Here is a 26869-nt window from a genome sequence, read left to right as displayed (position 1 = left end):
AGAAAACGAAAGTTGCTGTGTACGTGACTATCAGAGTCATTTTATAGCGCTAAGTTCCGGAATTAAGTTTCTGGAAAAAGTAAAAATTTATTGTCCATCTTTACAAAACTCCAGCTTATTCCACCGCCATTAGCCGCCGATATTCATCCCACGCATACAAATCCGTCATCCCGCTGATATAATCCTGAATCAGACGGCAGCGATAATAGTATTCCATCAGCGCAAATTCAGGCGCCGTGCGCGCCAGCTTATTTACCGCTTCCACATAGGCCAGCCGGTGGCGGGTTGATAGTTTCTGATACAGCCGGGAGGCAATGGGTAAACGCCGTACCCGCTCCTGCGCCACTAATTCGCTGAAATCCTCGAGCGATAATTTCAGCAGCGGCTGATAGATATCCAGCAGGCCACTGATCACCCGGTAGCCCTGCAATTCCAGCTGCTCGACATCCGGATGGCTAAACACCTGTTTCATCGCCACATTTTTATAAAGCTCCAGCAGCTGACTGCAATCGCTGTCGTCCTCGAGCAGCGCATGATTAAAGTCGCCCGTAAAGATGGCCGGCAGGTTGTCAATAAATCGGCGCGCCGCGTAGGGCACCAGCTTATTCAGCGTGTTCACCCGCAAATACATAAAAAACTGATCTTCCGCGCTCTGTTTCAGGGAATTGGCTCGTGATTTCTCCCAGGCATTTTCCACTACCTGTGAGAATAACGATCCTTTTTCATGGCAGCCCCAGGCGTCGTAAAGATGCTGATAAAGCTGCTCAGCGCTGAAAATACGTTTTTCCACCGCGTCCTCGAGATCCGCGACGCAATATGAGATGTCATCCGCGGCTTCCATAATCCAGGTTAATGGGAACCGATTGTAAGGCGCCAGATCCAGTTCTTTACGCAGGCGCGCCACATACTCCTCTTCGGCTAAATAGTAGCCAGGCTTTTTCATTAAATAGCTGTGGCTGGCTGGCGTCGCCTCGGACCACCACGCCGGCCGAGTATATTTCAGAATACAGCCGACCTGCGCCCAGGTCAGATTCATGCGCATCAGCGTATGGACCAGACGAATGCCCTGGGCGTTGCCCTCAAAGCTGCAGAGATCCTGGCGCACTTTGCGGCGCAGCGCGTTAAGCGACGTTTCCCCTTCATGCAAGCGTAATGCCTGCACTTCACAGCGATCGTCGGTCAGCGGCTGCCCGAGCGCATCGCCGGGCGCCAGACGCTGGCGGAACCAGTCGTTAATCGCCGCCTCGCCAAAATGGCCAAACGGGGGATTGCCGATATCGTGCATCAGGCAGGCCATCTCCACCACGCTCTCGAATGGCCCGGTCAGCTCTTCCAGGCCATACTCCTCCAGTAGCCTCAGCTCTTTCAGCCGGCTCAGCACCTCTTTGGCGATATAGCGTCCCACCTGCTGCACCTCCAGCGAGTGGGTCAGGCGGGTACGCACCGCCGCGTTGCGCTCCAGCGGGAAGACCTGAGTTTTTTGCTGTAAGCGACGGATTGCCGGCGAGTTGACGATCCGTCCCCGATCGCTTTCGAAGATCCGCAGGATGTCGCGCTCCGTCTCGACACGCGGCGGCGAACGGAAGCGTCGACGCCAGTTTATCTTGTTGCGAAAATCAATCTTTGCCATAGCCTCTCCCGCGCGAGCAATACGCTTCCCCTTAAGCGCATGATAGACTATGCAACTAAACCTGACACATCGCGAGTAAATCTATGAAAATTGGCATTATTGGCGCTATGGAAGAGGAAGTTACCCTTCTGCGCGACAAAATCGAAAACCGCCAGACTATCACTATTGGCGGGAGCGAAATCTATACCGGCCAACTTCACGGCGTTGACGTCGCGCTGCTGAAGTCTGGTATCGGGAAAGTGGCGGCGGCGATGGGCGCGACCCTGCTGCTGGAGCGCTGCCAGCCTGACGTGATCATTAATACCGGCTCTGCCGGCGGCCTGGCGCCGACGCTGAAGGTCGGCGATATCGTCGTCTCCGATGAAGCGCGCTACCACGACGCCGACGTCACCGCCTTCGGCTATGAGTACGGCCAGTTGCCTGGCTGCCCTGCCGGCTTTAAAGCGGACGAAAAACTGGTGGCCGCGGCGGAGAGCTGCATTAACGCGTTAGATCTCAATGCCGTTCGCGGCCTGATCGTCAGCGGTGATGCCTTCATTAACGGCTCTGTCGGTCTGGCGAAGATCCGCCATAATTTCCCGCAGGCGATCGCTGTGGAAATGGAAGCGACCGCCATCGCTCACGTCTGCCATAACTTTAAGGTTCCTTTCGTGGTGGTTCGCGCCATCTCCGATGTGGCCGACCAGCAGTCCCACCTCAGCTTTGAGGAGTTCCTTGCGGTCGCCGCCAGACAGTCCACCCTGATGGTGGAGAATCTGGTACAGAACCTGGCACGTGGCTAAGTCGCTCTCCTTCGCGCTTGCCGCGCTGCTGTTACTCGCCCCGGCGTGGCTGCTGGCCGCGCCGCGGGTGATCACCCTCTCCCCCGCCAATACCGAACTGGCCTTTGCCGCCGGGATCACGCCGGTCGGCGTCAGCAGTTATTCCGATTATCCGCCGCAGGCCAAAACGATTGAGCAAGTTGCCAGCTGGCAGGGAATGAACCTGGAGCGCATCGTAGCGCTCAAGCCAGACCTGGTGCTGGCCTGGCGCGGGGGTAATGCCGAACGTCAGGTTAACCAGCTGCAGTCGCTGGGGATCCACGTCCTGTGGGTACAGACTTCGACCATCGAAGAGATCATCGCCACCCTGCGTCAGCTGGCGCAGTGGAGCCCACAGCCGGAAAAAGCACAGCAGGCGGCGCAGGCGATGCAGCAGGAATACGATGCGCTGAAAGCGCGCTATGCCAGCGCGCCGAAGAAACGCGTCTTCCTGCAGTTCGGTTCCGCACCGCTATTCACCAGCGGCCCCGGCTCAATTCAGGATCAGGTGCTGAGGCTGTGCGGCGGCGAGAATATCTTTGCCGCCAGCCGCGTTCCCTGGCCGCAGGTGAGCCGCGAACAGGTGCTGGCCCGTCAGCCGCAGGCGATTGTGGTGACCGGCGACGCCAGCCGCATCGCCGAAGCGCAGCGCTTTTGGCAACATCAGCTCACCATTTCGTTGATTGCGTTACACAGCGACTGGTTTGAACGCGCAAGCCCACGTATTATCCTCGCCGCCAAACAACTTTGTGCGGCGCTCGACCAGGTAAAATAACCATCCGGCATACCGGATGTTCAGTGGGAATCAACGATGCTTGTCTATTGGCTGGATATTATTGGCACAGCTGTCTTCGCGATCTCCGGCGTTCTGCTGGCGGGGAAATTGCGTATGGACCCATTCGGCGTGCTGGTGTTAGGCGTGGTGACGGCGGTGGGCGGCGGTACCATCCGCGATATGGCGCTGGCGAATGGCCCGGTATTCTGGGTCAAAGATCCCACCGATCTGGTGGTGGCAATGGTCACCAGCATGCTGACCATCCTGCTGGTCCGCCAGCCGCGCCGGCTGCCGAAATGGATCCTGCCCGTTCTTGATGCCGTCGGTCTGGCGGTGTTTGTCGGCATCGGGGTGAATAAAGCGTTTCTCGCCGGCAGCGGCCCGCTGGTCGCGGTGTGCATGGGCGTGGTGACCGGCGTTGGCGGCGGGATAATCCGCGACGTGCTGGCGCGCGAAATTCCTATGATTCTGCGCACCGAGATCTACGCCACCGCCTGTATTGTGGGCGGCATTGTCCACGCCACCGCGCACGACACCTTTCATCTCCCGCTGGAGAATTCGGCGATGATGGGGATGGTGGTGACCCTGGTGATTCGTCTGGCGGCGATCCGCTGGCACCTGAAGCTGCCGACGTTTGCGCTGGACGATAACGGACGGTCATAAAAGCAAAACGGTAACCTGAGGTTACCGTTTTTAACGTTGGCACCCTCTCGCAGAAGGGGAAGACGCCCGGTCGCACTCGCTTTACACGCTGAACGAGGATCCGCAGCCGCAGGTGCTTTTCGCGTTCGGGTTGGTCACGATAAAGCGCGAACCTTCCAGCCCTTCGGTATAGTCGACAGAGCCGCCGACCAGATACTGCAGGCTCATTGGGTCAACCACCAGGCCGACACCCTGTTTCTCAATGGTCATATCCCCTTCGTTCACCTGATCGTCGAAGGTGAAGCCATACTGGAAACCGCTGCAACCGCCGCCGGTAATATACACGCGCAGTTTCAGGTTCGGATTATCTTCATCCGCAATCAGGTGTTTTACTTTATTGGCTGCGGCTTCGGTAAACTCCAGCGGCAACGCTACGTCATCACTCATTTTTTGCTCCCATTGATACTTCCGGCCGGTTAAAGAATAACCGGGCCTTTTGAGCCATTATCTAATACCCTGGTAAATCGTTCAAGTATTCTCCCGGGGCGCCTGCTGCGCTTTTGCCGCCTGCTCGGCCTCCTGCTTCGCCAGAGTACGTTGCAGAATGGTCGAATACAAAGGCTTACCGCCGAGGAATTGCGCCAGTAGTGTTGCGCCAAGGCAGGTAATAATCATTGGCAAAATGAGCTGATAGTTATCGGTCATCTCCAGCACCAGCACAATCCCGGTCAGCGGCGCGCGCACCGAGGCGGCGAGCAGCGCGCCCATGCCGGCGATAGCGAAGGTGCCGGCATCGAGATGGTAGGACGGAAACAGCGGGATAGCCGCCATGCCGAACGCCGTGCCCAGCAGCGTGCCGAGCGCCAGCATCGGGGCGAAGATGCCCCCCGGCGCGCCGGAGGAGAAGCAGATCAGCGTGGTCACCACGCGGGCAATAAAGATAAACAGCAGCAAACCGACGGAGAAGTTACCGGCGGCGGCGATGGGGATCAGGTTAAAGCCACCGCCCACCGCGGAGGGCTGCATCAGCCCCAGCAGACCGCAAAGCCCGCCGATGATCCCGCCCATTAACACCCATTTTTTGATGTTGCCGCCGTGAATGCGCTGGAACAGATCCTGGGTGCGCAGCACCAGAAAATTAAATAGCGGGCCGAAGCAGCCAAACAGCATCCCCAGCACCAGGTACAGCCACAGCGTGTTCACCGGGGCATTGCTCAGCTTGCCCACCTCTATAATTGCCGCCTCGCCGTTAAAAATGCGAAACACAATGCTCGACATGATCACGCCGGTAAATACCGCTTTAATGGAGATCAGGTTGTAGCGGAACTGCGGGCGCATCTCTTCGATGATAAACAGGATACCAGCCAGCGGCGCGTTAAAAGCCGCTGAGAGACCCGATGCCGCGCCGGTCGCCAGCAGCGTGTGCCGCGCTTCCGGACTGCGCATGCGGAAAATATCCAACACCATGCGCCCAATGTTGCCGCCAAGCTGCACCATCGGCCCTTCGCGTCCCAGCACCATTCCGGCGCCCAGGGTCCCCATGCCACCGATGAATTTCACCGGCAGCACGCGCCACCAGCGCACCGGCCGCAGCTCCTCCAGCGCCCCTTCGATCTCCGGGATCCCCGATCCGCCAGCCTCCGGCGCAAAGCGGCGCACGAGGAAATAGCCGACCATCGCCAGCAGCGCCGACAAGATAAACGCCAGCGGCCAGACCAGATACCAGTGGTCCGCTACCTGCGCCAGCGCGCCGATCCGCTGGTTCTGCACCCAGTTCACGCTCTTTTCAAACGCCACGCCCACCAGCCCGGCCAGCGTGCCGACCACCGCCGCCATAAACAGCACCGCCAGCGGCGTTTTATCACGCTGAATTAAGCGGCGCACCGCATCGCCGCGACGCACCCGCACGAACTGATGTGCTTCAAAAGAGGGAGTTTCTGCTTTCATGCCGTTATCAATTATTGGTAATACAAATGAAGAGAGAGGCATTTTAGCCGCCCCGGCGCGCTGCGTCGTCAAAAAAATGCCCTTGCGGCACATTGTTTCAATTGGGCAAAACTTTCATAACCATCCTGGAATAACTTAGAATAGCCGATAAAACATTTTTCACGAACCAGGACCCTGGCCATGAGCAAATCTGAAAATCTGTACCATACTGCGCGCGAACTGATCCCCGGCGGCGTTAACTCGCCGGTGCGCGCCTTTACCGGCGTCGGCGGCACCCCGCTGTTTATCGAACGCGCGGATGGCGCTTACCTCTATGACGTGGATGGAAAGGCCTATATCGATTATGTCGGCTCCTGGGGTCCGATGGTGCTGGGCCACAACCATCCGGCGATCCGCAACGCGGTGATCGAGGCGGCGTCACGCGGCCTGAGCTTTGGCGCGCCGACCGAAATGGAAGTGAAAATGGCGGCGCTAGTGACCGAGCTGGTACCGACCATGGATATGGTGCGGATGGTGAACTCCGGTACCGAAGCCACCATGAGCGCGATTCGCCTGGCGCGCGGCTTCACCGGCCGCGACAAGATCATCAAGTTCGAAGGCTGCTACCACGGCCATGCCGACTGCCTGCTGGTGAAAGCCGGTTCCGGCGCGCTGACCCTCGGCCAGCCGAACTCGCCGGGCGTGCCGGCTGATTTCGCCAAACACACCCTGACCTGCACCTATAACGACCTCGCCTCGGTGCGCGCGGCGTTCGAGCAATATCCACAGGATATCGCCTGCATCATCGTCGAGCCGGTCGCCGGTAATATGAACTGTATTCCACCGCAGCCGGAGTTCCTGCCGGGCCTGCGCGCGCTGTGCGACGAATTTGGCGCCCTACTGATCATCGACGAAGTGATGACCGGCTTCCGCGTGGCGCTGGCGGGCGCGCAGGCTTATTACGGCGTGGAGCCGGATCTGACCTGTCTCGGGAAAATCATCGGCGGCGGGATGCCGGTAGGCGCTTTCGGCGGCCGTCGCGAGGTGATGGACGCTCTGGCCCCCACCGGCCCGGTTTATCAGGCCGGTACCCTCTCCGGTAACCCGATCGCCATGGCCGCCGGCTTCGCCTGCTTAAGCGAAGTGGCGCAGCCGGGCGTGCATGAAACCCTCACCGAGCTGACCAACCAGCTGGCGCAAGGTCTGCTTGATGCGGCGCGTGACGCCGGGATCCCGCTGGTGGTCAATAACGTCGGCGGTATGTTCGGCATCTTCTTTACCGATGCCGAAACTGTCACCTGCTATCAGGACGTCGTGAAGTGCGATGTCGAACGCTTCAAGCGCTTCTTCCATCTGATGCTGGAGGAAGGCGTGTACCTGGCGCCGTCAGCGTTTGAGGCTGGCTTTATGTCCGTCGCCCACAGCGAAGAAGATATCGACAATACCATCGACGCCGCGCGTCGGGTATTTGCCAAACTGTAAGGTGCTTGAATGCCTGGTGACGCAGGGATTTTCCCGGATGCGGCGCATTGCGCCTTATCCGGGCTACCAAATCGCACAGCGCTGTAGCCCCGGTAAGCGATAGCGCCACCGGGGATGTTGAGGCCATCCGGGATCGTTAGCGGCTCTGCTTCCTCAGCAAATAGATAAAGTACGGCGCGCCGATAAAGGTTGATAACAGCCCCGCCGGGATCTGGTAGGGAAACATGATCATTCGTCCGCACCAGTCTGCGAAGACCAGCAGCAGCCCGCCAGTCAGCCCGGAGATCACCATATGCGGCAGCGTGCGCCGGAAGCCCATCATCCGTGCGATATGCGGCGCCATCAGCCCGACGAAGCTCAGCGGGCCGATGGTCAGCGTCGCCGCCGCCGTCAGGCAGGCCGCCAGCAGCAGCAGAACAATCCGCGATGAGGTCAGCGCCATGCCCACCGCTCGCGCCGCCTCCCCGCCCAGCGGCAGGATGGTCAGCCAACGGCGACAGAGCGGCGCCAGCGCCAGCAGGAGCAGCATCACCGCGCCGCTGCGGACCACCCTCTCCGGCGTCGCGCTGTAGGTCGACCCTGAGATCCACGTCAGGATCTGCGCCATGCGCGGATCGCCGCTGGCCTGCAGCATCATCAGCAGCATGGTGAAGGCGGTACTGAGCGCCATCCCCGCCAGCAGCATCCGATGCGGCGAAAAGCCGCCGCGCCCGGCGGCCAGCATAATGATCAGCAAGGTGCCGGCCGCGCCAAGGCTCCCGGCCGGCAGCAGCCAGCCAAAGGCGTCGCCAGGGACGAAGAACAGCATCAGCACCACGCCAAAGGCGGCGCCGGAGCTGATGCCCAGCACTTCCGGACTGGCCATCGGGTTGCCGGTCAGGCGCTGGATAATACAGCCGGCGACCGCCAGCATCACCCCGGCGAACAGCGCCGACAGCACTCGCGGCCAGCGCCAGGGCAGCAGTTGCTCCAGCAGATCGCCGTGAGCCCACAGCCAACCGTGGGCATCGCGACCAAAGGCCAGCGCCACGCTCACCGCCAGCAGCAGCAACGCGACGCCCCCGAGAACAAACCCTTGCACGTGATAGCGCTCAGGCTGCACGTTATCGCCGCCGTTCATCACCGGGGCGCTGATGCTGCGCAGCCGCGGCAGCAGCCACAGCAGCAGCGGCGCGCCAATCAGGGCGGTGACCGAGCCGGTGGAGACTTCCCGCCATACCCTGCTCAGCCAGAGGATCACCTGATCTGAAAGCCACAGGAGCAGCGCGCCGATCAGCGCCGCCAGCAGCAGCCGGGCCAGCAGTCGACGGGCGCCGAGCATTTTCGCCAGCAGCGGCGCGAACAGGCCGATAAAGCCGATAATCCCGACCGCGTTGACCAGCAGCGCGCTCATTACGATCGCCAGCGTCAGGGCGCCGAGGCGCGCCAGAGACAGCGCCAGCCCAAGGTTGCGCGCCACTCCGTCATCGAGCCCCATCAGGGTCAGCGGACGCAGCAGCAGCAGCGTGAGTACTGCGCCGCCCAGCAGCTGCGGCCACAGGCGCTGCGCCACGCTCCAGTCGGTTTGCGTCAGCGTCCCGGTGCTCCACAGGAACATGCTCTGCAGCTGGTCGTGATGGAAAATCACCATCAGCTGGTTAAGCGCCCCGCAGTAGAGGCTGACCACCAGGCCCGCCAGGATCAGCGTTACCGGCGACAGGCGCTTGCCCCAGGAGACGCCAAACACCAGCGCTCCCACCAGACAGGCTCCGGCCAGCGCGGCAAACTGCGACGCCAGCACGCCGGGGATGGCCCACAGCGTAGTGACTGTGATCCCCAGTTGCGCGCCGGTGGCGACGCCAAGGGTGGTTGGCTCCGCCAGCGGATTGCGCAGCACCTGCTGGAACAGTACGCCGACCAGTCCCAGCCCGGCCCCCACCAGCAGTGAAACGGTCACCCGCGGCAGCAGGCTGTAATGAAACAGCATCTGGGCAATCCGATCGCTATCCGGCTGCCACAGCGCCTGCCGCCATTGCGCATAGGGCAAGGCGACGTTGAGATTGACGATGCTCAACGCGAAGGCGGCAACCAACAGCCCGGCCAGCAGGATAATGGCTAACGGTGAAATACGCCTATTCATGCCGGATTCCCCTGGGCCTCGGCCAGCACGCGGGCAAAATGCATCGCCGACAGCGTCGCGCCATAGAACCACACCGCCGGAACGCGCTGGAAGCGCCCCGCGCGCACGAACGGCATCGCCTGCCACAGCGGGGTCGCCAGCAGTTGGGTCATCTCCCGCTCGTTACCATGATCGAAACAGATCACATCGGCCTCGTTAAATTCCGCCAGCCGGTCGATGCCAACGCTGACGCTGCCCCAGAACGCCGCTTCGCCGCGCCAGGCGTTTTTGATGCCAAAGCGATCGAGCACTTCCTGGAACAGGCAGTTTTCGCCAAAAACCAGTACATGGCGCGGATCGAGCAGGGAGATCATCAACAGCGGACGGTCGCCGCGCCCGGCAAAACGCGGCTTCAGGCTCGCCATCAGCGCCTCAAACTCCGCCAGGTGGTGCTGAGCCTGTTGTGTTTTGCCCAGCAGGTCAGCCATCTCCAGCAGCGAGCGCTGAGCCATCGCCAGCGGACGTTTGCCATCGCTGAAGGTAAATCCGCGGCCGGGGGCGATACGCGCCAGCTTCTCCGGCGACGGGCCGTAGCCTGCCGACCAGACGATAAATGACGGTTTCATCTGCGTCAGCAGTTCAAGATTGGGTTCGGTACGCAAACCGACATCGATCACCGAGTCGGGCAGCGCGGGTTCGTTCACCCACAGGCGATAGTTGGGGATATCGGCCACGCCGTAAGGCGTGACGCCCAGCGCCAGCAGCAGCTCCGCCGGCAGCCACTCCAGGGCGACCACGCGCTGCGGGTCAACGTTCGCCGCCTGCGCGCCGCGCATCTGCCACAGCAGCGGCGAGAGCACCATCGCGGTCAGCAGGCGGCGTCGGGTTATCTGAGTCGGGGTCATCATCAATAGACAAAGCTTACCGGCGCCGCGCCGGCCGGGTGCGGCAGGATCCCCATCGGGATGCCGTAGATTTGTTCCAGGGTGTCGCTGCGCATCAGTTCCGCCGGCGTCCCCTGGGCGATCATTTCTCCGCCGCGCAGGGCCACCAGATAGTCGCAGTAGCGGGCCGCCATATTAATGTCGTGCAGGACGGCGATCACCGTCAGGCCGCGGTGCTGGCTGAGACGATGCACCAGCGCGAGGACATCAACCTGATGGGCGATATCCAGCGCCGAGGTGGGTTCATCGAGCAGCAGACAGCGGCTATCCTGCGCCACCAGCATGGCGATCCACGCCCGCTGGCGTTCGCCGCCGGAGAGGCTGTCCACCAGGCGATGGGCGAGCGGCTTCAGCCCCACCAGCGCAATCGCCTCTTCCACTTTCTCGCGGTCCGCCGCGCCAAAGCGACCCAGCGCGCCGTGCCATGGGTAGCGGCCGATGGCCACCAGCTCACGCACCGTCATACCCTCGGCCGGCGGCAGCTGCTGCGGCAGATAGGCCACTTTGCGGGCAAAGGCTTTGCTGCCCCAGCTCTCCAGCGGCTGGCCGTCCAGCAGCACATCGCCTGCGGAAGGCGGCTGATGACGGCCAAGCATTTTCAGTAACGTCGACTTGCCGGAGCCATTATGACCGATCAGGCCTGTGACTTTTCCAGCCGGGAAGGTGAGCGAGAGCGGATGGAGCAACGTGCGGCCAGGCACACGGAAAGTGACGCGATCCAACGCGAAGGTGGTTTCTGCGTGCGGAGTCTGTTCCTGCATAGCGATAACCTGATAAAGGGCGCGGCGAACCGCGCCCGTAGGTGGTTAGAAACGGAAGGTGGCGGTGGCGACGACCTGACGTCCGGCCCCCCAGTAGCAAGCGTATTCGCTGTAGCAACTGGAGACATATTCGCGGTCGAACAGGTTGTTGACGTTGACGCCGACCGACGATCCCGGCAGGCCAAAGCGCGCCAGATCGTATTTCACCGTCGCATCCATCAGCGCATAACCGGCCACACTAAAGGAGTCATTTTTCTTACCGGTGCTGGTGTCATTTTTGTAGTAGCTGACCGTTGAACCGATATAGCGCGCCCCGGCCCCAATCGTCAGACCGCTGAGCGCGGTTTCGTGGAAGGTATAATCCGCCCACAGGGAGGCCATATTACGCGGCACTTCCGCCGGACGTTTGCCGTTGAACACCGTATCGTGAGTGTATTCCGCATCGGTATAGCTGTAGGCTGCGGTCAGGTTGATATTGGCGTTAACTGCCGCTTTCGCCTCCAGCTCAAGGCCGCGGGAGCGGATCTCGCCGGTCTGGATGCTGAACGCCTGGTTAGCCGGATCCGCCGTCAGGTTCTTATCTTTGGTCAGCTGATAGACCGCCGCGGTGACCACCACCGGCATATCTTTCGGCACATATTTCACGCCGGCTTCATACTGCTTACCGCGCGACGGATCGAACGGCTTGCCGCTGCTGCTGGAGCCCGATACCGGTTCAAACGATTCGCTGTAGCTGAAGTACGGAGAGATACCGTTATCGAACAGGTAGTTGATGCCGCCGCGCCAGCTGAACTGCTGGTCGTGGTTCTCCGCCAGGCTGTTGGTGGCGCGGGTTAACGTTGAGGTGGTGGCGTAGTCGTAACGACCGCCCAGGGTCATGACCCACTTATCCCACTCCATCTGATCCTGCGCGTACAGGCCGGTCTGTTCCATCCGGTTGAGCACCGCGTACGGGAAGGTAACCTGAATATTCGGGTTGCCGTACTGCGGATTATTCATGCTGATAGGATCCGCCGTCCCGTAGTCGGCATCCACATCATTACGCATCCGCGAGTAGTCCACGCCGGTCAGCAGCGTATGGCTGACCGCGCCGGTGGCGAAATCAGACTGCAGCTGGGTATCGACGGTAAAGGTGTTCAGGTGCTCGTCGGAGCGCACATAGGCGCGATTCATGTAGCCCGGCGCGACATAGCCATTGCCGTACACCGAGCGATACAGGGTATCGACCTCGGCATAGCGCAGGTTCTGCCGCACGGTAAAGGTGTCATCGAACTGATGGGAGAAGCTGTAGCCCACCATCTTCTGGCGGCGGGAGATTTTATTATCCGCTTCGCCTTCATTGAAATCGGTTGGCAGCTTGTGCGCCTTACCATTGGCGTCGTAATACGGCACCACGGTGCCTTCACGCGGCAGCCAGCCGTAGTAGCCCGCATCCGGGTCATTCTGGAAGTTGCTCAGGAATGTGAAGTCGGTTTTATCGTCCGGACGCCAGCTAAAGGAGGGCGCCACCGCGTAGCGGGTCGATTTCGCCATCTGCTGCTGGGCATCCTGGCTGCGGCCCTGGCCGGTCAGGCGGTAAGACCAGACGCCGGCATCATCAATGGCGTCGCTGAAGTCAAACCCGGTCTGCCACAGATTGTCGGTGCCCATTTTAAACTGCACTTCTTTCAGCGGCTCGGTGGTCGGGCGTTTGCTGACCATGCTGACGATACCGCCCGGGTTGCTGTTGCCGTACAGCACCGAAGTTGGCCCGCGCATCACTTCCACGCGCTCCAGGAAGTAAGGATCCATGGAGACTTCAGAGTAGTTATTCCCCTGCAGCTTCATGCCGTCCAGATACTGGTTGGTGTTGACGGTCGTCGAGGTGGTGAAGCCGCGAATGGTGACCACGTCATAAGTGGTCGAACTGCCGCGGGTGGAGAAGACGCTTGGCGTATAGGAGAGCGCCTCTTTTACCGTCGTCGGCTGGCGCATCTCCATCTCCTGGCGCGTCACCACCGACACAGACTGCGGCGTTTTTTCAATCGGGGTATCGGTTTTCGTCGCCGTGGCGGAGCGTTTCGCCGCGATGGTCGGCGCCGGTCCCCAGGCGCTTTCCTGGGCGGCCGGAGCGGCAACGACGGTGATGGTTTCTTCTTGCTTCGGTTGTTCTGCTGCCTGTGCGTAGACAGACATGCCGCTAACCGCCGTGGCTACTACAGCTGCGACTTTACGCAGCGAGTGGTTTGGCTGAGCAGTTTTTGGACGCGCCATGGGTATATCTCTGATGAAAGTGAATGATAACGTAAACGAGAATTATTATTATGACGGGCGATATAATAGGCGAAACGTCGAAGGCAAGGCAAGCGATATGCCTGTCGCTGCGGGTCGAGGGCTGAATTAATAACCAGATAGTTATTATGGAGTTAAAGAGCCGTTAACTTTTTTACAGACGTAAAAAAACCCCTTAATACTTTCGTCTTAAGGGGTCTGGTCTTATGGCGTAGATCAGTTACTGCCGAACATATCCTTGATCCAGCCCGCGACGCCGTCGCTCTTCTCCTGCTGCTTCGGCGGCTGTTGCTGCGGTTGCTGTTGCTGCTGAGGCTGCTGCTGCCCGGACTGATTGAACGGGTTGTTCGCTTCCTGCTGCTGCAACTGCTGCTGCTGCATCATCTCGCCCTGGCGGCACAGCGCATCCGGCTGCGTCGTCCACACCGGCAGCGAACGCATCCCGCCGCTGCAGACGAAGTTGCCGTTGCTGTCCACGCCCATGTCGACCACATCTTCCGGCGGCGTCAGCACCAGCGGCGTTGGCGTCTGGTTCGCCAGATAACGCTGATAAATCGACATCGCACCGCTGGCACCGTACAGTTTGGTTGGCTGGTTATTGTCGCGACCCACCCAGGTGATGGTCACCTGGCTACCGTCGATCCCGGCAAACCAGGTATCGACGTTATTGTTGGTGGTCCCGGTTTTCCCCGCCAGATGGAGGCCCGGATACTTCGCCCCCAGCTGACGCCCCGTCCCGCGCTGCACTACCTGCTGCATGGTCCACAGCGTCATGTAGGCCGCCTGGGCAGGCACCGCGCGCTCCGCCTGCGGGTAGCTCTGATACAGCACCGTGCCATCTTCCGCAATCACTGACCGCAGGGCGGAGAGTGGTGCACGGTTGCCGCCGCTGGCGATGGTCTGGAAGGCCTGGGCCACTTCAATCGGCGTCAGGTTCAGCGCGCCAAGCAGCATCGCCGGCACGGCGTTGAGCTGATTCTTCGGCGCCCCCAGTTTGGTCCAGGTATCGACCACCGCCGGCAAGCCCAGCGCCATCCCGAGGTTAACCGTCGGCACGTTCATCGAACGAGTCAGGGCATCTACCAGCATCACCTGGCCGCTGAAGCGACGATCGTCGTTCTGCGGCGACCAGGTCTGGCCATTGGACAGGCGAATGGTCACTGGCGCATCGGCGATCCACGTATTCAGGCGATACTGATTCGGCTGGCTCAGCGCGGTCAGATAGGTCGCCGGCTTGGCCAGAGAACCAATCGACCGGCGGGCCTGCATCGCGCGGTTGTAGCCGGCGAACTGCGGCTCCGCGCCGCCGACCATCGCCCGCACTTCACCGGTAAAACGGTCCACCACCACCATGGCAGTTTCCAGATCTGCCAGCTTGCGCTGTTTCTTCAGTACCGGGATCCCTTCAGTAGCCGCTTTTTCCGCGGCATCCTGCGCCACCGAGTCGAAGGTAGTGAAGATCTTCACGCCGGAGAGATCTTTTACTTTATCGCCCAGCTTCGCCTGCAGCTCCTGACGCACCATCTGCATGAACGCCGGCTGTGGTGAAATCACCCCGCCGCGCGGCTGCACGCCCAGCGGACGCGCGCTCAGCATGTCGTACAGCTCCTGGTCGATGACCTGCTGCTGCTGCAGCAGACGCAGCACCAGATTGCGTCGCTCAAGGGCCAGCTTCGGGTTGCGCCACGGGTTATACACCGAGGCCCCTTTCACCATCCCCACCAGCAGCGCCTGCTGGTCGAGGCTCAGCTCTTCCACCGGACGGCCAAAGTAGTACAGGCTGGCCAGCGGGAAGCCGCGAATTTCGTTATCGCCGCTCTGACCGAGGTACACCTCGTTCATGTACAGCTCAAGGATGCGATCCTTGCTGTAGCGGGCGTCGACGATCAGCGCCATGTACGCTTCGTTGGCTTTACGCCAGTAGGAGCGCTCGCTGGAGAGGAACAGGTTTTTCACCAACTGCTGGGTCAGGGTACTTGCCCCTTGCACCGTCCGGCCTGCCGTCAGGTTCGCCAGCACCGCACGGCCGATGGAATAGAGGCTGATGCCATCGTGCTCGTAGAAGTGGCGGTCTTCGGTCGCCAGCAGTGTATCCACCAGCAGGTCAGGGAAGCCGCTGCGCTTCACGAACAGACGCTGCTCGCCGTTCGGCGACTGCAGCATGGTAATAAGCCGCGGATCGAGGCGGAAGAAACCGAACTGGCGGTTGTTATCCATATTCTCGATGGTTTCCAGATGGTCGCCGTCGAAGGTCAGACGCGCGCGCACCTGTCCTTCTTTACTGTCCGGGAAATCGAACGGACGGCGGATCATCTCGATGCTGTTGGCCTGCACCGTATATTCGCCGGGACGCGTCATCGCGCTAACCTGACGATACTGGGTGGCGTTCAGCAGACGCACCATCTCGTTTTTGCTGATCTGCATGTCCGGCTCAAGGTTCACCATCCGGCCATAGACCGCAGCCGGCAGCTCCCAAACTTTACCGTCGATGCGGCTGCGGATTTTCTGGTCGAGGTAGACGCCATAGGCGGCAATCAGCACCGCGAAGACAATCCCCAGCTTGACCAGCAGCCACAGCCAGCTGCGCTTACGACGAGGCTTGCCACCTTTGCCTTTGGCTTTTCTCGGCACCGGTTTCTCATCCTCATAATCATCGTCATCATACTCGTCGTCGTAGTCCTCTTCCCGGACCCGGCGACGGGTGACTTTCTGTTTTGTCGGACGTGAGGGTCTTCCCTTACGTCCGATAGGCTCGCGGTCATCTCCCGCCATGCTTTTTCTCCGCAACGTTCAGGCGCAAAGGCCTGATTCTCAATACTTCCTCCGTTCAGAGGAAGAAGAAATCTCTCAAATTAACGTTCAGGCTGCTCATCCTCAGGACGACAACCTGCTGGCGGGCAGAACGCGCCGCCCACCTTTCAAAGGGTTGCTTTGCTTCGCTTCACATGATACTAACAATAGAAATTCACCATAAAATCAATGTGTTAAACGCATCACTGGCAGAATAAGTCAGAACATAGCACGTAATGTTCAGGGCATACAGGATAGCACTAAAATGCGACATTCTTAACCAGCATTTTACCTCGTGCTTACGTAACAAGATGGGAAAGAGTATGTTTTTTAATAACATAAAAAATGACGCTCGCCCTGATGCCAAATGCGGCGGCATCGCCTCAGACTGAAAATATATTTCCTGGACGACAGCATTTATTATTGAGAGAAGTAAAGGGGATGAATCGAGTTTCTGCCAATAAAAATGAGAGGCTGTTAACATTTATGTAGAATAATATTTTATGATGACACCAGGGAAATATTTGTTAAACTAGCGGCCAGTGATTCATTATTTTGATTACTCTACTATGCGCATTCCACTTATATTCCCGCTTTGCGTGGTGGCCTTACTCTCTGGCTGCCAACAGAAACCCGCCTCAACGCTCAGTCCGGCCATCAGTAGCCAGGCACAGCTCGAGCAGCTCTCGTCCGTGGCGGCAGGAACGCGCTATCTCAAGAATAAATGTAATCGTAGCGATCTGCCCGCCGATGAAACTATTTATCGGGCGGTGGTGAATGTCGGCAAAGCGCGCGGATGGGGAAATATTGACCCGGCAACGTTAAGTCAAAATAGCGACCGGCTTTACCAACAGCTTTTACAGGACAGCACCCCGGAAGCCACACAGTGCAGTCAATTTAATCGCCAGCTTGCTCCCTTTATTGCCAGCCTACGCGGCGACTAAGCAAAATATCTTCAACGCGCATTGAATTGCGCTTGCTCCTTATTCGCCTTTCGGCTCCTCGTCAATTTTCCCGCCGGGCCAGTCCTCCAGCGCCGCGAGGGTAAAGGTCGTGCCATTGAAGCTAAAGATCGTCACATCCTGCTGGATCTGCTCCACCACCAGATTGGGCAGCGGGGAATCGCCCTCGGTCCACGCTTTGCCGTTTAACACAATGCTGCGCTTTTCCGCTAACGAGGCGTAGACATGGGCGCTGTAGCGCAGAGGCGGCAGCGTATCGCTGTCCACCACCGGCGCGGCGGGCGCGCTGGCTTTTGCCGCCGGCGGCGGCGTCTTTGGCGCGGCCTCTCCGGCAGCGGTTAACGGCAGAAGCGCCGCATGCGCCACCGGCAAGGGCAGCGTTTGCGGCGGTGCCGGGTGACGCCACTGTTCGCCGCCAAACCAGCCGAGCGCGATAAATAATCCGGCGTATAGCGGGATAATCCAGCCAGGGATCTGCACCATCCGGCCGCGGACCACCGGCGCGTCCGCCAGTGCGGTGGGCGGCTGATGCGCCACCAGCGGGGGGATCCCTCTTTCACTGTCATCACGAACAATCACAACGGTCTCCTGTTCCCTCATGATAACGAGAAGGCGCCCTTACGGGCGCCCCACGTCACCTTATTTACTGCTCACCGGCAGGCCGGCGCCCTGCGATTCGCCCTGCGGCAATTCGAGGACGGCAACCGACCAGGCCGGCAGCGTGACCGAGCCGTCAGCGGCAACCTGCACGCCGCTGGCCAGCGACCGGTCGCCCGCCGCCTGCTGAATAGCGCTCAGCTGGAGCGATGTGCCGGCGAAATCCTGCAGCGTCCGGCTTTCCGGGGCAGCGTTGATCGCCACCACGATGCCGTCGACGCGGCTGTCCAGGCTGGCGCCAGCCTGGATCCCGTCATCGATGGTCATCACCAGCAGACCAGTCTGCTGATCGGCGCCGGTATTGCGGAAGTCCACGCGCTGCATCACCGTCGCGCCGTCGCCGAGGGTAAACAGCGGCGACGATTTACGCAGCGCGGTCAGCTCCTGATAAAACGCGGTCATCTGCTTGAGCTCGGCTTCGCCCGGGGTGGCCACCCAGTCCTTCACGCGGGCGATGATGTCATAGTTGCTGCCATCATCGCTGCTGCGTGGCATACCGACGTTGTAGTTGTTGTCCTGCAGGGAGTAGTCCACGCGGTTAAACCAGTCGCCGGAATCATACGAGTCGCGGGTAAAGGATTTAGAGCGCAGCAGCTCTGAGCCCTGCTGGTCAAAGGCGATCCCCTGGCCGAGCATCACCGTCGCCAGCGACACCGCCTGCATCCGGACGCGGGTATCGAGATCTGCCTCCTGAGCGGCTTTATAGCTGATCATGTCCCACAGCGTCTGGTTATCGTGTTTTGACACATAGTTCACGACTTCCGTCGGATCAGCCGCGTAGCCGCCTGGCGCGCCGTTATAGTCAATCTCGCTGCCTCTCTTCACCGCGCCGTCTTTGTCGATCAGCACGAAGTCCGCAAGGTTACCGGCCATGCCGAGACGGGTCAGATCGGCGAGGTGACGCGCCTGATCGTCGGTCAGGGTGGTCAGCTCATTCGGCAGAACGCCGGCCCCGCTGCCCACGCCCTGGTTCTGGCGCAATGCATCACCGGAGTCGAACGGCCCACCGCCGCGCACGGCGTCGCGCAGACGATCGGAGAACGTGCCGATCCCGGTGCCTTTGAGATTGATTTGCGAGGCAATTTCAAAGCGATCGCTCTGGTTGGAATCCCAGCCTTCGCCAAAGAAGTAGATATCCGGGTTCAGCGCTTTAATGCGTTCCCAGGCCGAGAGGATCTGCGCTTTCGGGTGGTAGCCCATCAGGTCGAAGCGGAAGCCATCGATCTTATAATCGGTGGTCCATACCGCCAGTGAATCGGCGATAAGCTTGGCGAACATCCGGTGCTCTGGCGCCGAGTCGGAGCAACAGGTAGCCGATTCCACGCTGCCGGTAGTTTCGTTCAGACGCTGATAGTACCAGGGGACGATCTTATCCAGTACCGAAGTGCGGTCGGTCGGGCCGGCGGCGTTGGTGTGGTTGTACACCACGTCCATAATGACGTTCATTCCCAGATCCTGCTTGATCGCCTGAATCATGGTGCGGAACTCTTTAATGCGCGCCGTGCCTTCCGGATCGGTGGCGTAGGATCCTTCCGGTACCGTGTAGTGGAACGGATCGTAGCCCCAGTTATAGGAGTCGGTCTGCGCCACCAGCGTATTCAACGCCTGCACCTGCGGGTTATCCTTGCTGTCGTTCTGCTTCAGCTGAGTCAGCACCTCTTCAACCGTCGAACCGCTGTCGCAATAGCCCGCGAACTCGCTGCTCTTCACCGCGCTGTTGACCTCGCACAGGCGACTGAACGGCTGCTGAATATCGGCGACTTTGTCGCTGAACTCATTGACCGTCGCCAGATCGAAGACCGGCAACAGCTCAATATGGGTCACGCCCGAGGCCGACAGCTGTTTCAGATGCTGGACCATATTGCTCTCCTGGGCGGTGAGCGCCAGATACTTACCGCGCAGCTCCGCAGGAACGGTTTGATCCCAGGCGGAGAGATCGCGAATATGCGATTCGTGGATCGTCATTTTCGCCAGGTCGGCTTTGGTTTTCTGCGCGTGCGGCATCGTCAGCCCGTCCCAGCCTTCCGGCTTCAGCGCGCTGTCGTTCAGATCGACCACCTGGCTGTACTCCGAGTTGGTCGACAAACTATGGGCGTAGGGATCGGTCACTTCGTACTGCTCGACTTTACGCGACTGCGGGTGGTAGACCGTCATCGCGTAGCGGTAGAACGCGCCTTTCAGGTCGCTCCCGCCCTGCCAGGACCAGGCGCCGGAGGCGCTGTCGCGGGTCATCGGGTGACTGGCTATCACTTTCTTGTCCGCGCTATAGATCACCAGCTCGACCTGCTGCGCCGTGGGCGCCCAGACGCGGAAGGTCACGCCGCTATCGGTTAGCTGGGCGCCATAGCTCAGCGCCTCGGCGGCGGCGGCATAGGTATCGTCCAGTACGCCGGCGGTCTGCACCTGGGTGGCGGAGCTCAGGATCCCGTCGCTTTCGGCGGATATCGCCACCGTCTCGCCCTGCAGCAATTCATCGACGTTAACGTCATCCGGCAGCTTAAAGGCAGGATAGCTAGCGAGATGCGGGAAGCGCATGCTCACCTGCTGGCTGACGGTGGTGGGGGTCAGCTTGACATATTTATCGGTAAATTCGCCGTTACTGTCGGCAGCCACCTTACTGCTGTGGCTGTAATAGAGGCGCACAATGGGTTTATTTTCCCCGCCCGGCCACAGCAGAGTGGTCTTATCGACCCAGTGCGCATCGGCCAGCGCCACGCCAAAGGCGGCGCGGAAGGCGTCGGCGCGGGAGTCATAGACCGCGCTGTTGCCGGCGATGACCGATACCGTCCGATCGGTGAAATCGCTGAAAGAGACGCGCAGGTCGCTGTCGATAAGCTTATTGGTGCCATCGCGGACGATAACGTTGATACATCCGCTCTCTTTGGTCAACGGGATAACCCAGTAAGGGCCATATTTGTCGCTGCCGGTCGGCGTGGTGCTGACATCATTCCAGTCCGCCACCGGCGCGCTCAGCGCATCGCAGGTTTCATTATTCCACAGATAGAGGTTTTTGCTGGCATAGTCGGCCGGCGTGCTGCTGGTGATGCCGGCGATATCGACGAGATGAATGACAGCCTGGTTGGCAGAGGCCTGTACCGCTTCGCCAGGGACGGCAACGTCCGGTAAACGGACGACGACATCCTGCGGGTCGGGCGTGCCGGGATTACCTGGGTCGCCAGGTGAGCCAGAGGAAGAGGAGGAAGAGCTGTTATCACAGCCACTCAATAATACTAACGATCCAATAAATAGGGCATGACAGGTATATCTGAGCATTCGATAGTCCCTAATATGCTTATTAAATTATAAAAGGTAAGAAAGGATGAATATCTTTACAGCGCGCTAATTAGATATTTTTGCTTTCCCAGGCGCAATCATCCCCCACAAATGAGAGGGGGGCGTAGGAAGCCGGGGGAGTAAATGAATAAAGGGAATGACGACCGCAAACCGCAAACTGATTATGATTCGCCACGCTTATCGCCACTCTCCGGCAATAATTCATTCAAAAGCCAATAATCACCTACCTGTTTCGGTAGGGTATTACGCCAGCGTGCAGAAAAATAAATTAGCAAAGGAATTAAAATGCCAGTTTCTGTGATGGGGTTAACAAATATAAATAAAGGGACAATTAAATTATTACCCCAAATTGTGACGCTCATCATATTAATAACCGCCATTCCGCAGCTGGCGAAATTAACCTGGCGGGTGGTATTCCCTGTCAGTTCTGAGGATATTTCCGCCCTGCCGTTAACCGCACCTCCGGCAGCGGAACCGGAATTAAAAAACGTGCGGCCCGCATTTACCCTGTTTGGCCTGGCGGCTAAAAACCCCCCCGCGCCAGCGGCGGCCAACAGCCTCAATCAGGTGCCGGTTTCCAGCCTGAAGCTACGTCTGGCCGGGCTGCTCGCCAGCAGCAACCCGGCGCGATCCATCGCGATTATTGAAAAGGGAAATCAGCAGGTTAGCCTTAGCGTCGGCGATACCACCCCGGGGTACGATGCGCAGATCGCTGCCATCCTGCCAGACCGGATCATCGTCAACTATCAGGGGCGCCAGGAGGCCATTTTATTATTTAACGATACCCGCGCGCCGTCGTCATCGCCCGCCGCCGCGCCCCGTCCGCCCCTGATGAAGCGACTCCGCGAGCAGCCGCAAAATATCCTCACGTATTTAACGATTTCGCCGGTACTCAGCGGCGACAAACTGCAGGGCTATCGACTTAATCCTGGCAAAGACCCCTCGCTGTTTCGCCAGGCCGGCCTACAGGCAAATGATTTGGCGATTGCCTTAAATGGCATCGATTTACGCGATCAGGAACAAGCGCAACAGGCGCTGCAGAATTTGGCCGACATGACCGAAATAACGCTAACCGTTGAGCGGGAAGGCCAACGACACGATATTGTTTTCGCCCTGGGGGATGAATAATTGCCAACCATGAAACGCCTGCGAAAAATGCTGCCTGCGCTGCTGATATTAACCCCGCTGCTATTTTCCCCGGCCGCCGCGGAGGAATTTTCCGCCAGTTTTAAAGGCACCGATATCCAGGAATTTATCAATACCGTCAGCAAAAACCTGAATAAAACGGTGATTATCGATCCCAGCGTACGCGGTACTATCACCGTGCGCAGTTACGATATGCTCAATGAAGAGCAATATTATCAATTCTTCCTCAGCGTGCTGGATGTATACGGCTTCGCCGTGATTAATATGAATAACGGCGTGCTGAAGGTGGTCCGCGCTAAAGACGCCAAGACCTCGGCCGTTCCGGTCGCCAGCGAGGCCGCGCCGGGCGAAGGCGATGAGGTCGTCACCCGGGTGGTGCCCCTGACCAACGTCGCCGCCCGCGATCTCGCGCCGCTGCTCCGCCAGCTGAACGATAACGCTGGCGCCGGCAGCGTGGTCCATTATGAACCCTCCAACGTCCTGCTGATGACCGGCCGCGCGGCGGTGATCAAACGCCTGCTGACTATTGTCGAACGCGTCGACAACGCCGGGGATCGCAGCGTGGTGACCGTGCCTCTCTCCTGGGCCTCCGCCGCGGAGGTGGTCAAACTGGTTACCGAACTCAATAAAGACACCAGCAAATCGGCGCTGCCGGGATCGATGGTGGCGAACGTGGTGGCCGATGAGCGTACCAACTCGGTGCTGGTGAGCGGCGAGCCAAACTCGCGCCAACGCATTATCGCCATGATCAAACAGCTCGACCGCCAGCAGGCGGTGCAGGGCAACACCAAAGTGATCTACCTGAAGTACGCCAAAGCCGCCGATCTGGTGGAGGTCCTGACCGGGATCAGCAGCTCGTTGCAGAACGATAAGCAAAGCGCCAAACCGGTGGCCGCGATCGATAAAAATATCATTATCAAAGCCCACGGCCAGACCAACGCCCTGATCGTCACCGCCGCGCCGGACGTGATGAACGATCTGGAGCGAGTGATCGCCCAGCTGGATATCCGCCGCCCGCAGGTGCTGGTGGAGGCGATTATCGCCGAAGTGCAGGATGCCGACGGCCTCAATCTCGGTATCCAGTGGGCCAATAAAAACGCCGGCATGACCCAGTTCACCAACAGCGGTTTGCCGATATCCAGCGTCATCGCCGGCGCCAACCAGTACAACAAAGACGGCACCATCAGCAGCTCGCTGGCCAGCGCCCTCGGCTCGTTTAACGGTATCGCCGCCGGTTTCTATCAGGGGAACTGGGCGATGCTGCTGACCGCCCTCTCCAGCAGTACCAAGAACGATATTCTGGCCACCCCCAGCATCGTCACTCTCGACAATATGCAAGCCACCTTCAACGTCGGCCAGGAAGTCCCGGTGTTAACCGGCTCGCAAACCACCTCCGGCGACAACATCTTTAATACCGTCGAGCGCAAAACCGTGGGCATTAAGCTGAAGGTGAAGCCGCAGATTAACGAAGGCGATGCCGTGCTGCTGGAGATTGAGCAGGAAGTATCGAGCGTCGCCGATTCGGCCTCCAGCACCAGCAGCGATCTCGGAGCGACCTTTAATACCCGGACGGTGAATAACGCCGTGCTGGTCGGCAGCGGCGAAACGGTGGTGGTTGGCGGGCTGCTGGATAAAAGCGTCACCGATACCGCCGACAAAGTGCCGCTGCTCGGCGACATCCCGGTGATCGGCGCGCTGTTCCGCTCCGACAGCAAGAAAGTGTCGAAGCGCAACCTGATGCTGTTTATCCGCCCGACCATTATTCGCGACCGCGATGAGTACCGCCAGGCCTCTTCCGGCCAGTACTCCGCCTTCAACGATGCGCAAACCAAACAGCGGGGCAAAGAGAGCAGCGAAGCATCGCTCAGCAACGATCTGTTGCACATCTACCCGCAGCAGGAGACCCAGGCCTTCCGCCAGGTCAGCGCCGCCATTGACGCTTTTAACCTCGGAGGCCGCCTATGACGCCAGCCGCCGAACGCCGTCCGCTGCTGCCCTTCGCCTGGGCCCGCGCGCACCATCTGGTGCTGCTGAGCGACGGCGAACGCTGCGAAGCGCTGTGCCGCGCGGACACCGCCGCCCGGGCGCTGCTGGAAGCGCGCCGCCTGGCGGACGGGCCGATGAGCATCAGCCGTCTGGCGCCGGACGCGTTCGAGAAAGCGCTGGTGCTCAGCTATCAGCGCGACTCGGCGGAAGCGCACCGGATGATGGCCGACATCGGCAATGAGCTTGACCTCTATACCCTCGCCGAAGAGCTGCCGGATACCGACGATCTGCTCGACAGCGAGGACGATGCGCCGATTATCCGTCTGATCAACGCCATGCTCACCGAGGCTATCAAAGAGAAAGCCTCCGATATCCATATCGAAACCTATGAGCGCCATCTGCAGATCCGCTTTCGCGTCGACGGCGTGCTGCGGGAAATTCTCCGCCCGCAGCGGCGGCTGGCCGCGCTGTTAATTTCGCGTATCAAGGTGATGGCGAGCCTGGACATTGCGGAAAAACGGGTTCCCCAGGATGGCCGTATGGCGCTGCGCATCGGCGGGCGGGCGATAGACGTGCGCGTCTCCACCCTGCCCTCCAGCCATGGGGAACGCGTGGTGCTGCGCCTGCTGGACAAAAACAGCGTCAACCTGGATCTGCTGACGCTGGGCATGCCCCCCGCCCTGCTCGACCAGGTCGACGCGCTGATCGCCCGGCCACACGGCATCATTCTGGTCACCGGGCCGACCGGATCCGGGAAAAGCACAACGCTCTACGCCGCCCTCAGCCGCCTCGACGCCCGGGAGCGCAACATCATGACCATTGAAGATCCGGTGGAGTATGAGCTGGAGGGCATCGGCCAGACTCAGGTCAACGCCAAAGTCGAGATGACCTTCGCCCGCGGCCTGCGCGCCATCCTGCGCCAGGATCCGGACGTGGTGCTGGTGGGCGAAATCCGCGATGGCGAAACCGCCCAGATCGCCGTTCAGGCCTCGCTCACCGGCCACCTGGTGCTGTCGACCCTGCACACCAACAGCGCGCTGGGCGCTATTTCCCGTCTGCAGGATATGGGCGTGGAGCCTTTTTTACTCTCCACGTCGCTGCTGGCGGTGATGTCGCAGCGGCTGGTGCGCCAACTGTGCCCGCACTGCCGTCAGCCCACGCAGGCGGATGCCGATACCGCCCGGCAGATGGCGGTCCCGGCCGGCACGCCGCTGTGGCAGCCAAAAGGCTGCGCCCGGTGTAATTTCACCGGCTATCGCGGACGCACCGGCATTCACGAGCTGCTGCCGATCGACCACCGCGTCCGCGCCGCCATCCACCGCGGCGAAAATGAGATCACCCTGATCCAGCAGCTGGGGCCGGCCTGGCAGACCCTGCGCCATGCCGGGCGCGATAAAGCGCTGGCGGGGATCACCAGCTGGGAGGAGGTGATGCGGGTCACCGAACAGCAAACGGCGGATAGCGTCTGAGATGGCCCTGTTTCGCTATCAGGCGCTGGACGCGCAGGGCAAAACCCGCCGCGGCGTTCAACAGGCCGACTCCGCCCGCCACGCCCGCCAGCTGCTGCGGGACAAAGGCTGGCTGGCGCTGGAAGTGGCCGCCGCCGACCCGGCGAGCCGGCTGTGGCGCGGCGGGCTCCTTACCCGGCGCACCAGCGCCGGTGATTTAGCCCTGCTCACTCGCCAGCTGGCCACCCTGGTCGCCGCCGGCATTCCGCTGGAGAAAGCGCTCGATGCCGTCGCCCAACAGTGCGAAAAGGCGCCGCTGAGAACGTTAATGGCCGGGGTGCGGAGCAAAGTGCTCGAAGGCCATTCGCTGGCGGAGGCGATGCGCGGCTATCCCGCCTGCTTCGACGGCCTGTTCTGCGCCATGGTGGCGGCTGGCGAAACCTCCGGCCATCTCGACGGCGTGCTGAATCGGCTGGCGGACTATACCGAGCAGCGCCAGCAGCTTCGCGCCCGCCTGCTGCAGGCGATGATCTACCCCATCGTGCTGACGCTGGTCGCCATCAGCGTGATCGCCATTCTGCTCTCCACCGTGGTGCCGAAAGTCGTCGAGCAGTTTGTCCATCTTAAACAGGCACTGCCCTTCTCTACCCGGCTGCTGATGAGCCTGAGCGACATGGTGCGCAGCGCGGGCCCCTGGCTGATGCTGCTGTCGTTACTGGCGCTGCTGGGGCTGCGCTATCTGCTGCGCCAGCCTGCCCGGCGGCTCGCCTGGGACCGGGCGCTGCTGCGCCTGCCGGTCATCGGCCGCGTGACGCGCAGCGTCAACAGCGCGCGCTACGCCCGCACCTTAAGTATTCTCAACGCTAGCGCGGTGCCGCTGCTGCTGTCGATGCGCATCAGCGCGGGCGTTCTCAGCAATGCCTGGGCGCGCAGCCAGCTGGAGACCGCCAGCGAGTCGGTGCGCGAAGGCGTCAGCCTGCATCGCGCGCTGGAGGCCACGGCGCTGTTTCCGCCGATGATGCGCTACATGATCGCCAGCGGCGAACAGAGCGGTGAGCTGACCGCCATGCTGGAGCGCGCGGCGGAGAACCAGGACCGGGAACTGAGCGCGCAGATCCAGATGTCCCTCAGCCTGTTTGAACCCCTGCTGGTGGTCACCATGGCCGGCATGGTGCTGTTTATCGTGCTGGCCATCCTGCAGCCGATCCTGCAACTGAATACCCTTATGAGTATGTGACTGTATTAATGGAGAAAACT

20 protein-coding genes are annotated in these 26869 nt (G+C 60.3%); 10 read left to right on the top strand and 10 right to left on the bottom strand.

Translation table 11 applies throughout. The annotated features are described in order from the left end of the window. Positions 1-115: 115 nt before the first annotated feature. On the bottom strand, positions 116-1630 hold the full coding sequence (gene dgt / locus ACLEXF_RS19820) for a dGTPase (RefSeq protein ID WP_004204441.1): 1515 nt from the start codon (positions 1628-1630) through the stop codon (positions 116-118). Positions 1631-1713: 83 nt separating this feature from the next. On the opposite strand from dgt, the gene mtnN reads away from it, so the two are divergent. The 3 genes from mtnN to ACLEXF_RS19805 are packed head-to-tail and all read left to right on the top strand — an operon-like array spanning position 1714 to position 3868. Beyond that, complete coding sequence (mtnN, locus tag ACLEXF_RS19815) at positions 1714-2412, top strand: 5'-methylthioadenosine/S-adenosylhomocysteine nucleosidase (protein WP_004204440.1); 699 nt, start codon at positions 1714-1716, stop codon at positions 2410-2412. After that, entirely contained in the window at positions 2405-3205 is an 801-nt protein-coding gene (gene btuF / locus ACLEXF_RS19810) for a vitamin B12 ABC transporter substrate-binding protein BtuF (protein ID WP_004204438.1), read from the top strand. The genes mtnN and btuF overlap by 8 nt, the downstream gene beginning before the upstream one ends. 36 nt (positions 3206-3241) lie before the next feature. Further along, a complete protein-coding gene (locus ACLEXF_RS19805) occupies positions 3242-3868 on the top strand; it encodes a TRIC cation channel family protein (RefSeq protein ID WP_004204437.1) in 627 nt (208 codons plus the stop codon). An 81-nt stretch (positions 3869-3949) separates the two neighbouring features. Here ACLEXF_RS19805 and erpA read toward each other — a convergent pair whose 3' ends face one another. After that, positions 3950-4294 carry an iron-sulfur cluster insertion protein ErpA gene (gene erpA, locus ACLEXF_RS19800; protein WP_002889275.1) on the bottom strand — a complete coding sequence of 115 codons (345 nt, stop codon included), beginning with the start codon at positions 4292-4294 and terminating at the stop codon, positions 3950-3952. A gap of 81 nt (positions 4295-4375) precedes the next feature. Beyond that, entirely contained in the window at positions 4376-5794 is a 1419-nt protein-coding gene (clcA, locus tag ACLEXF_RS19795) for a H(+)/Cl(-) exchange transporter ClcA (protein ID WP_004204436.1), read from the bottom strand. A gap of 180 nt (positions 5795-5974) precedes the next feature. On the opposite strand from clcA, the gene hemL reads away from it, so the two are divergent. Then, positions 5975-7255 carry a glutamate-1-semialdehyde 2,1-aminomutase gene (gene hemL, locus ACLEXF_RS19790; protein ID WP_004204435.1) on the top strand — a complete coding sequence of 427 codons (1281 nt, stop codon included), beginning with the start codon at positions 5975-5977 and terminating at the stop codon, positions 7253-7255. 136 nt (positions 7256-7391) lie between these two features. On the opposite strand, the gene fhuB is transcribed toward hemL, so the two are convergent. The 5 genes from fhuB to mrcB all read right to left on the bottom strand — a co-directional run bounded on the left by fhuB (position 7392) and on the right by mrcB (position 16101). After that, on the bottom strand, positions 7392-9374 hold the full coding sequence (gene fhuB / locus ACLEXF_RS19785; protein WP_049003563.1) for a Fe(3+)-hydroxamate ABC transporter permease FhuB: 1983 nt from the start codon (positions 9372-9374) through the stop codon (positions 7392-7394). Continuing rightward, positions 9371-10261, bottom strand: a complete 891-nt coding sequence (gene fhuD / locus ACLEXF_RS19780; RefSeq protein WP_043521974.1) for a Fe(3+)-hydroxamate ABC transporter substrate-binding protein FhuD — start codon at positions 10259-10261, stop codon at positions 9371-9373. The genes fhuB and fhuD overlap by 4 nt, the downstream gene beginning before the upstream one ends. Then, on the bottom strand, positions 10261-11058 hold the full coding sequence (fhuC, locus tag ACLEXF_RS19775) for a Fe3+-hydroxamate ABC transporter ATP-binding protein FhuC (RefSeq protein ID WP_057213484.1): 798 nt from the start codon (positions 11056-11058) through the stop codon (positions 10261-10263). The genes fhuD and fhuC overlap by 1 nt, the downstream gene beginning before the upstream one ends. 45 nt (positions 11059-11103) lie before the next feature. Further along, a complete protein-coding gene (gene fhuA / locus ACLEXF_RS19770) occupies positions 11104-13311 on the bottom strand; it encodes a ferrichrome porin FhuA (protein ID WP_407259922.1) in 2208 nt (735 codons plus the stop codon). A gap of 234 nt (positions 13312-13545) precedes the next feature. Beyond that, positions 13546-16101: a bifunctional glycosyl transferase/transpeptidase gene (gene mrcB / locus ACLEXF_RS19765; RefSeq protein WP_023319766.1), complete on the bottom strand. Its 2556-nt coding sequence runs from the start codon at positions 16099-16101 to the stop codon at positions 13546-13548. A 587-nt stretch (positions 16102-16688) separates the two neighbouring features. Between mrcB and gspS the strand changes: the two genes are divergently transcribed. Further along, a complete protein-coding gene (gspS, locus tag ACLEXF_RS19760; protein WP_023319765.1) occupies positions 16689-17063 on the top strand; it encodes a type II secretion system pilot lipoprotein GspS in 375 nt (124 codons plus the stop codon). Between the two features lie 39 nt (positions 17064-17102). Here gspS and gspB read toward each other — a convergent pair whose 3' ends face one another. Then, a complete protein-coding gene (gene gspB, locus ACLEXF_RS19755) occupies positions 17103-17660 on the bottom strand; it encodes a type II secretion system assembly factor GspB (protein ID WP_048323025.1) in 558 nt (185 codons plus the stop codon). A gap of 60 nt (positions 17661-17720) precedes the next feature. Continuing rightward, positions 17721-21011, bottom strand: coding sequence for a pullulanase-type alpha-1,6-glucosidase (gene pulA, locus ACLEXF_RS19750; protein ID WP_043521982.1), 3291 nt, complete (start codon positions 21009-21011; stop codon positions 17721-17723). Between the two features lie 184 nt (positions 21012-21195). Between pulA and ACLEXF_RS19745 the strand changes: the two genes are divergently transcribed. From ACLEXF_RS19745 to gspF, 5 genes are read left to right on the top strand one after another with little or no spacing between them, the layout of a single operon-like run. Then, a complete protein-coding gene (locus tag ACLEXF_RS19745) occupies positions 21196-21333 on the top strand; it encodes a hypothetical protein (protein ID WP_032426032.1) in 138 nt (45 codons plus the stop codon). Next, positions 21318-22160 (top strand): type II secretion system protein GspC, encoded by an 843-nt coding sequence (gene gspC / locus ACLEXF_RS19740; protein ID WP_135730109.1) that lies wholly within the window; start codon positions 21318-21320, stop codon positions 22158-22160. The genes ACLEXF_RS19745 and gspC overlap by 16 nt, the downstream gene beginning before the upstream one ends. A 9-nt stretch (positions 22161-22169) precedes the next feature. Further along, on the top strand, positions 22170-24143 hold the full coding sequence (gene pulD, locus ACLEXF_RS19735) for a GspD family T2SS secretin variant PulD (protein ID WP_032455571.1): 1974 nt from the start codon (positions 22170-22172) through the stop codon (positions 24141-24143). Further along, positions 24140-25633 (top strand): type II secretion system ATPase GspE, encoded by a 1494-nt coding sequence (gene gspE, locus ACLEXF_RS19730; RefSeq protein ID WP_423265807.1) that lies wholly within the window; start codon positions 24140-24142, stop codon positions 25631-25633. Before pulD ends, gspE begins: the two co-directional genes overlap by 4 nt. Before the next feature lies 1 nt (position 25634). Then, complete coding sequence (gspF, locus tag ACLEXF_RS19725; RefSeq protein WP_094311823.1) at positions 25635-26849, top strand: type II secretion system inner membrane protein GspF; 1215 nt, start codon at positions 25635-25637, stop codon at positions 26847-26849. Positions 26850-26869: the final 20 nt, after the last annotated feature.

The sequence above is a fragment of the Klebsiella pneumoniae complex sp. WS1778 genome (assembly GCF_049472055.1).
GTDB classification, from domain to species: Bacteria; Pseudomonadota; Gammaproteobacteria; order Enterobacterales; family Enterobacteriaceae; genus Klebsiella; species Klebsiella quasipneumoniae.
This window is presented reverse-complemented; position numbering and strand designations above follow the sequence as displayed.

Excerpts from the sequence above, each read along its gene's own strand:
- dgt (WP_004204441.1), bottom strand. The coding sequence starts at position 1,630 with ATGGCAAAGATTGATTTTCGCAACAAGATAAACTGGCGTCGACGCTTC.
- mtnN (WP_004204440.1), top strand. The coding sequence starts at position 1,714 with ATGAAAATTGGCATTATTGGCGCTATGGAAGAGGAAGTTACCCTTCTG.
- ACLEXF_RS19805 (WP_004204437.1), top strand. The coding sequence starts at position 3,242 with ATGCTTGTCTATTGGCTGGATATTATTGGCACAGCTGTCTTCGCGATC.
- erpA (WP_002889275.1), bottom strand. The coding sequence starts at position 4,294 with ATGAGTGATGACGTAGCGTTGCCGCTGGAGTTTACCGAAGCCGCAGCC.
- clcA (WP_004204436.1), bottom strand. The coding sequence starts at position 5,794 with ATGAAAGCAGAAACTCCCTCTTTTGAAGCACATCAGTTCGTGCGGGTG.
- hemL (WP_004204435.1), top strand. The coding sequence starts at position 5,975 with ATGAGCAAATCTGAAAATCTGTACCATACTGCGCGCGAACTGATCCCC.
- fhuB (WP_049003563.1), bottom strand. The coding sequence starts at position 9,374 with ATGAATAGGCGTATTTCACCGTTAGCCATTATCCTGCTGGCCGGGCTG.
- fhuD (WP_043521974.1), bottom strand. The coding sequence starts at position 10,261 with ATGATGACCCCGACTCAGATAACCCGACGCCGCCTGCTGACCGCGATG.
- fhuC (WP_057213484.1), bottom strand. The coding sequence starts at position 11,058 with ATGCAGGAACAGACTCCGCACGCAGAAACCACCTTCGCGTTGGATCGC.
- fhuA (WP_407259922.1), bottom strand. The coding sequence starts at position 13,311 with ATGGCGCGTCCAAAAACTGCTCAGCCAAACCACTCGCTGCGTAAAGTC.
- mrcB (WP_023319766.1), bottom strand. The coding sequence starts at position 16,101 with ATGGCGGGAGATGACCGCGAGCCTATCGGACGTAAGGGAAGACCCTCA.
- gspS (WP_023319765.1), top strand. The coding sequence starts at position 16,689 with ATGCGCATTCCACTTATATTCCCGCTTTGCGTGGTGGCCTTACTCTCT.
- pulA (WP_043521982.1), bottom strand. The coding sequence starts at position 21,011 with ATGCTCAGATATACCTGTCATGCCCTATTTATTGGATCGTTAGTATTA.
- ACLEXF_RS19745 (WP_032426032.1), top strand. The coding sequence starts at position 21,196 with ATGATTCGCCACGCTTATCGCCACTCTCCGGCAATAATTCATTCAAAA.
- gspC (WP_135730109.1), top strand. The coding sequence starts at position 21,318 with ATGCCAGTTTCTGTGATGGGGTTAACAAATATAAATAAAGGGACAATT.
- pulD (WP_032455571.1), top strand. The coding sequence starts at position 22,170 with ATGAAACGCCTGCGAAAAATGCTGCCTGCGCTGCTGATATTAACCCCG.
- gspE (WP_423265807.1), top strand. The coding sequence starts at position 24,140 with ATGACGCCAGCCGCCGAACGCCGTCCGCTGCTGCCCTTCGCCTGGGCC.
- gspF (WP_094311823.1), top strand. The coding sequence starts at position 25,635 with ATGGCCCTGTTTCGCTATCAGGCGCTGGACGCGCAGGGCAAAACCCGC.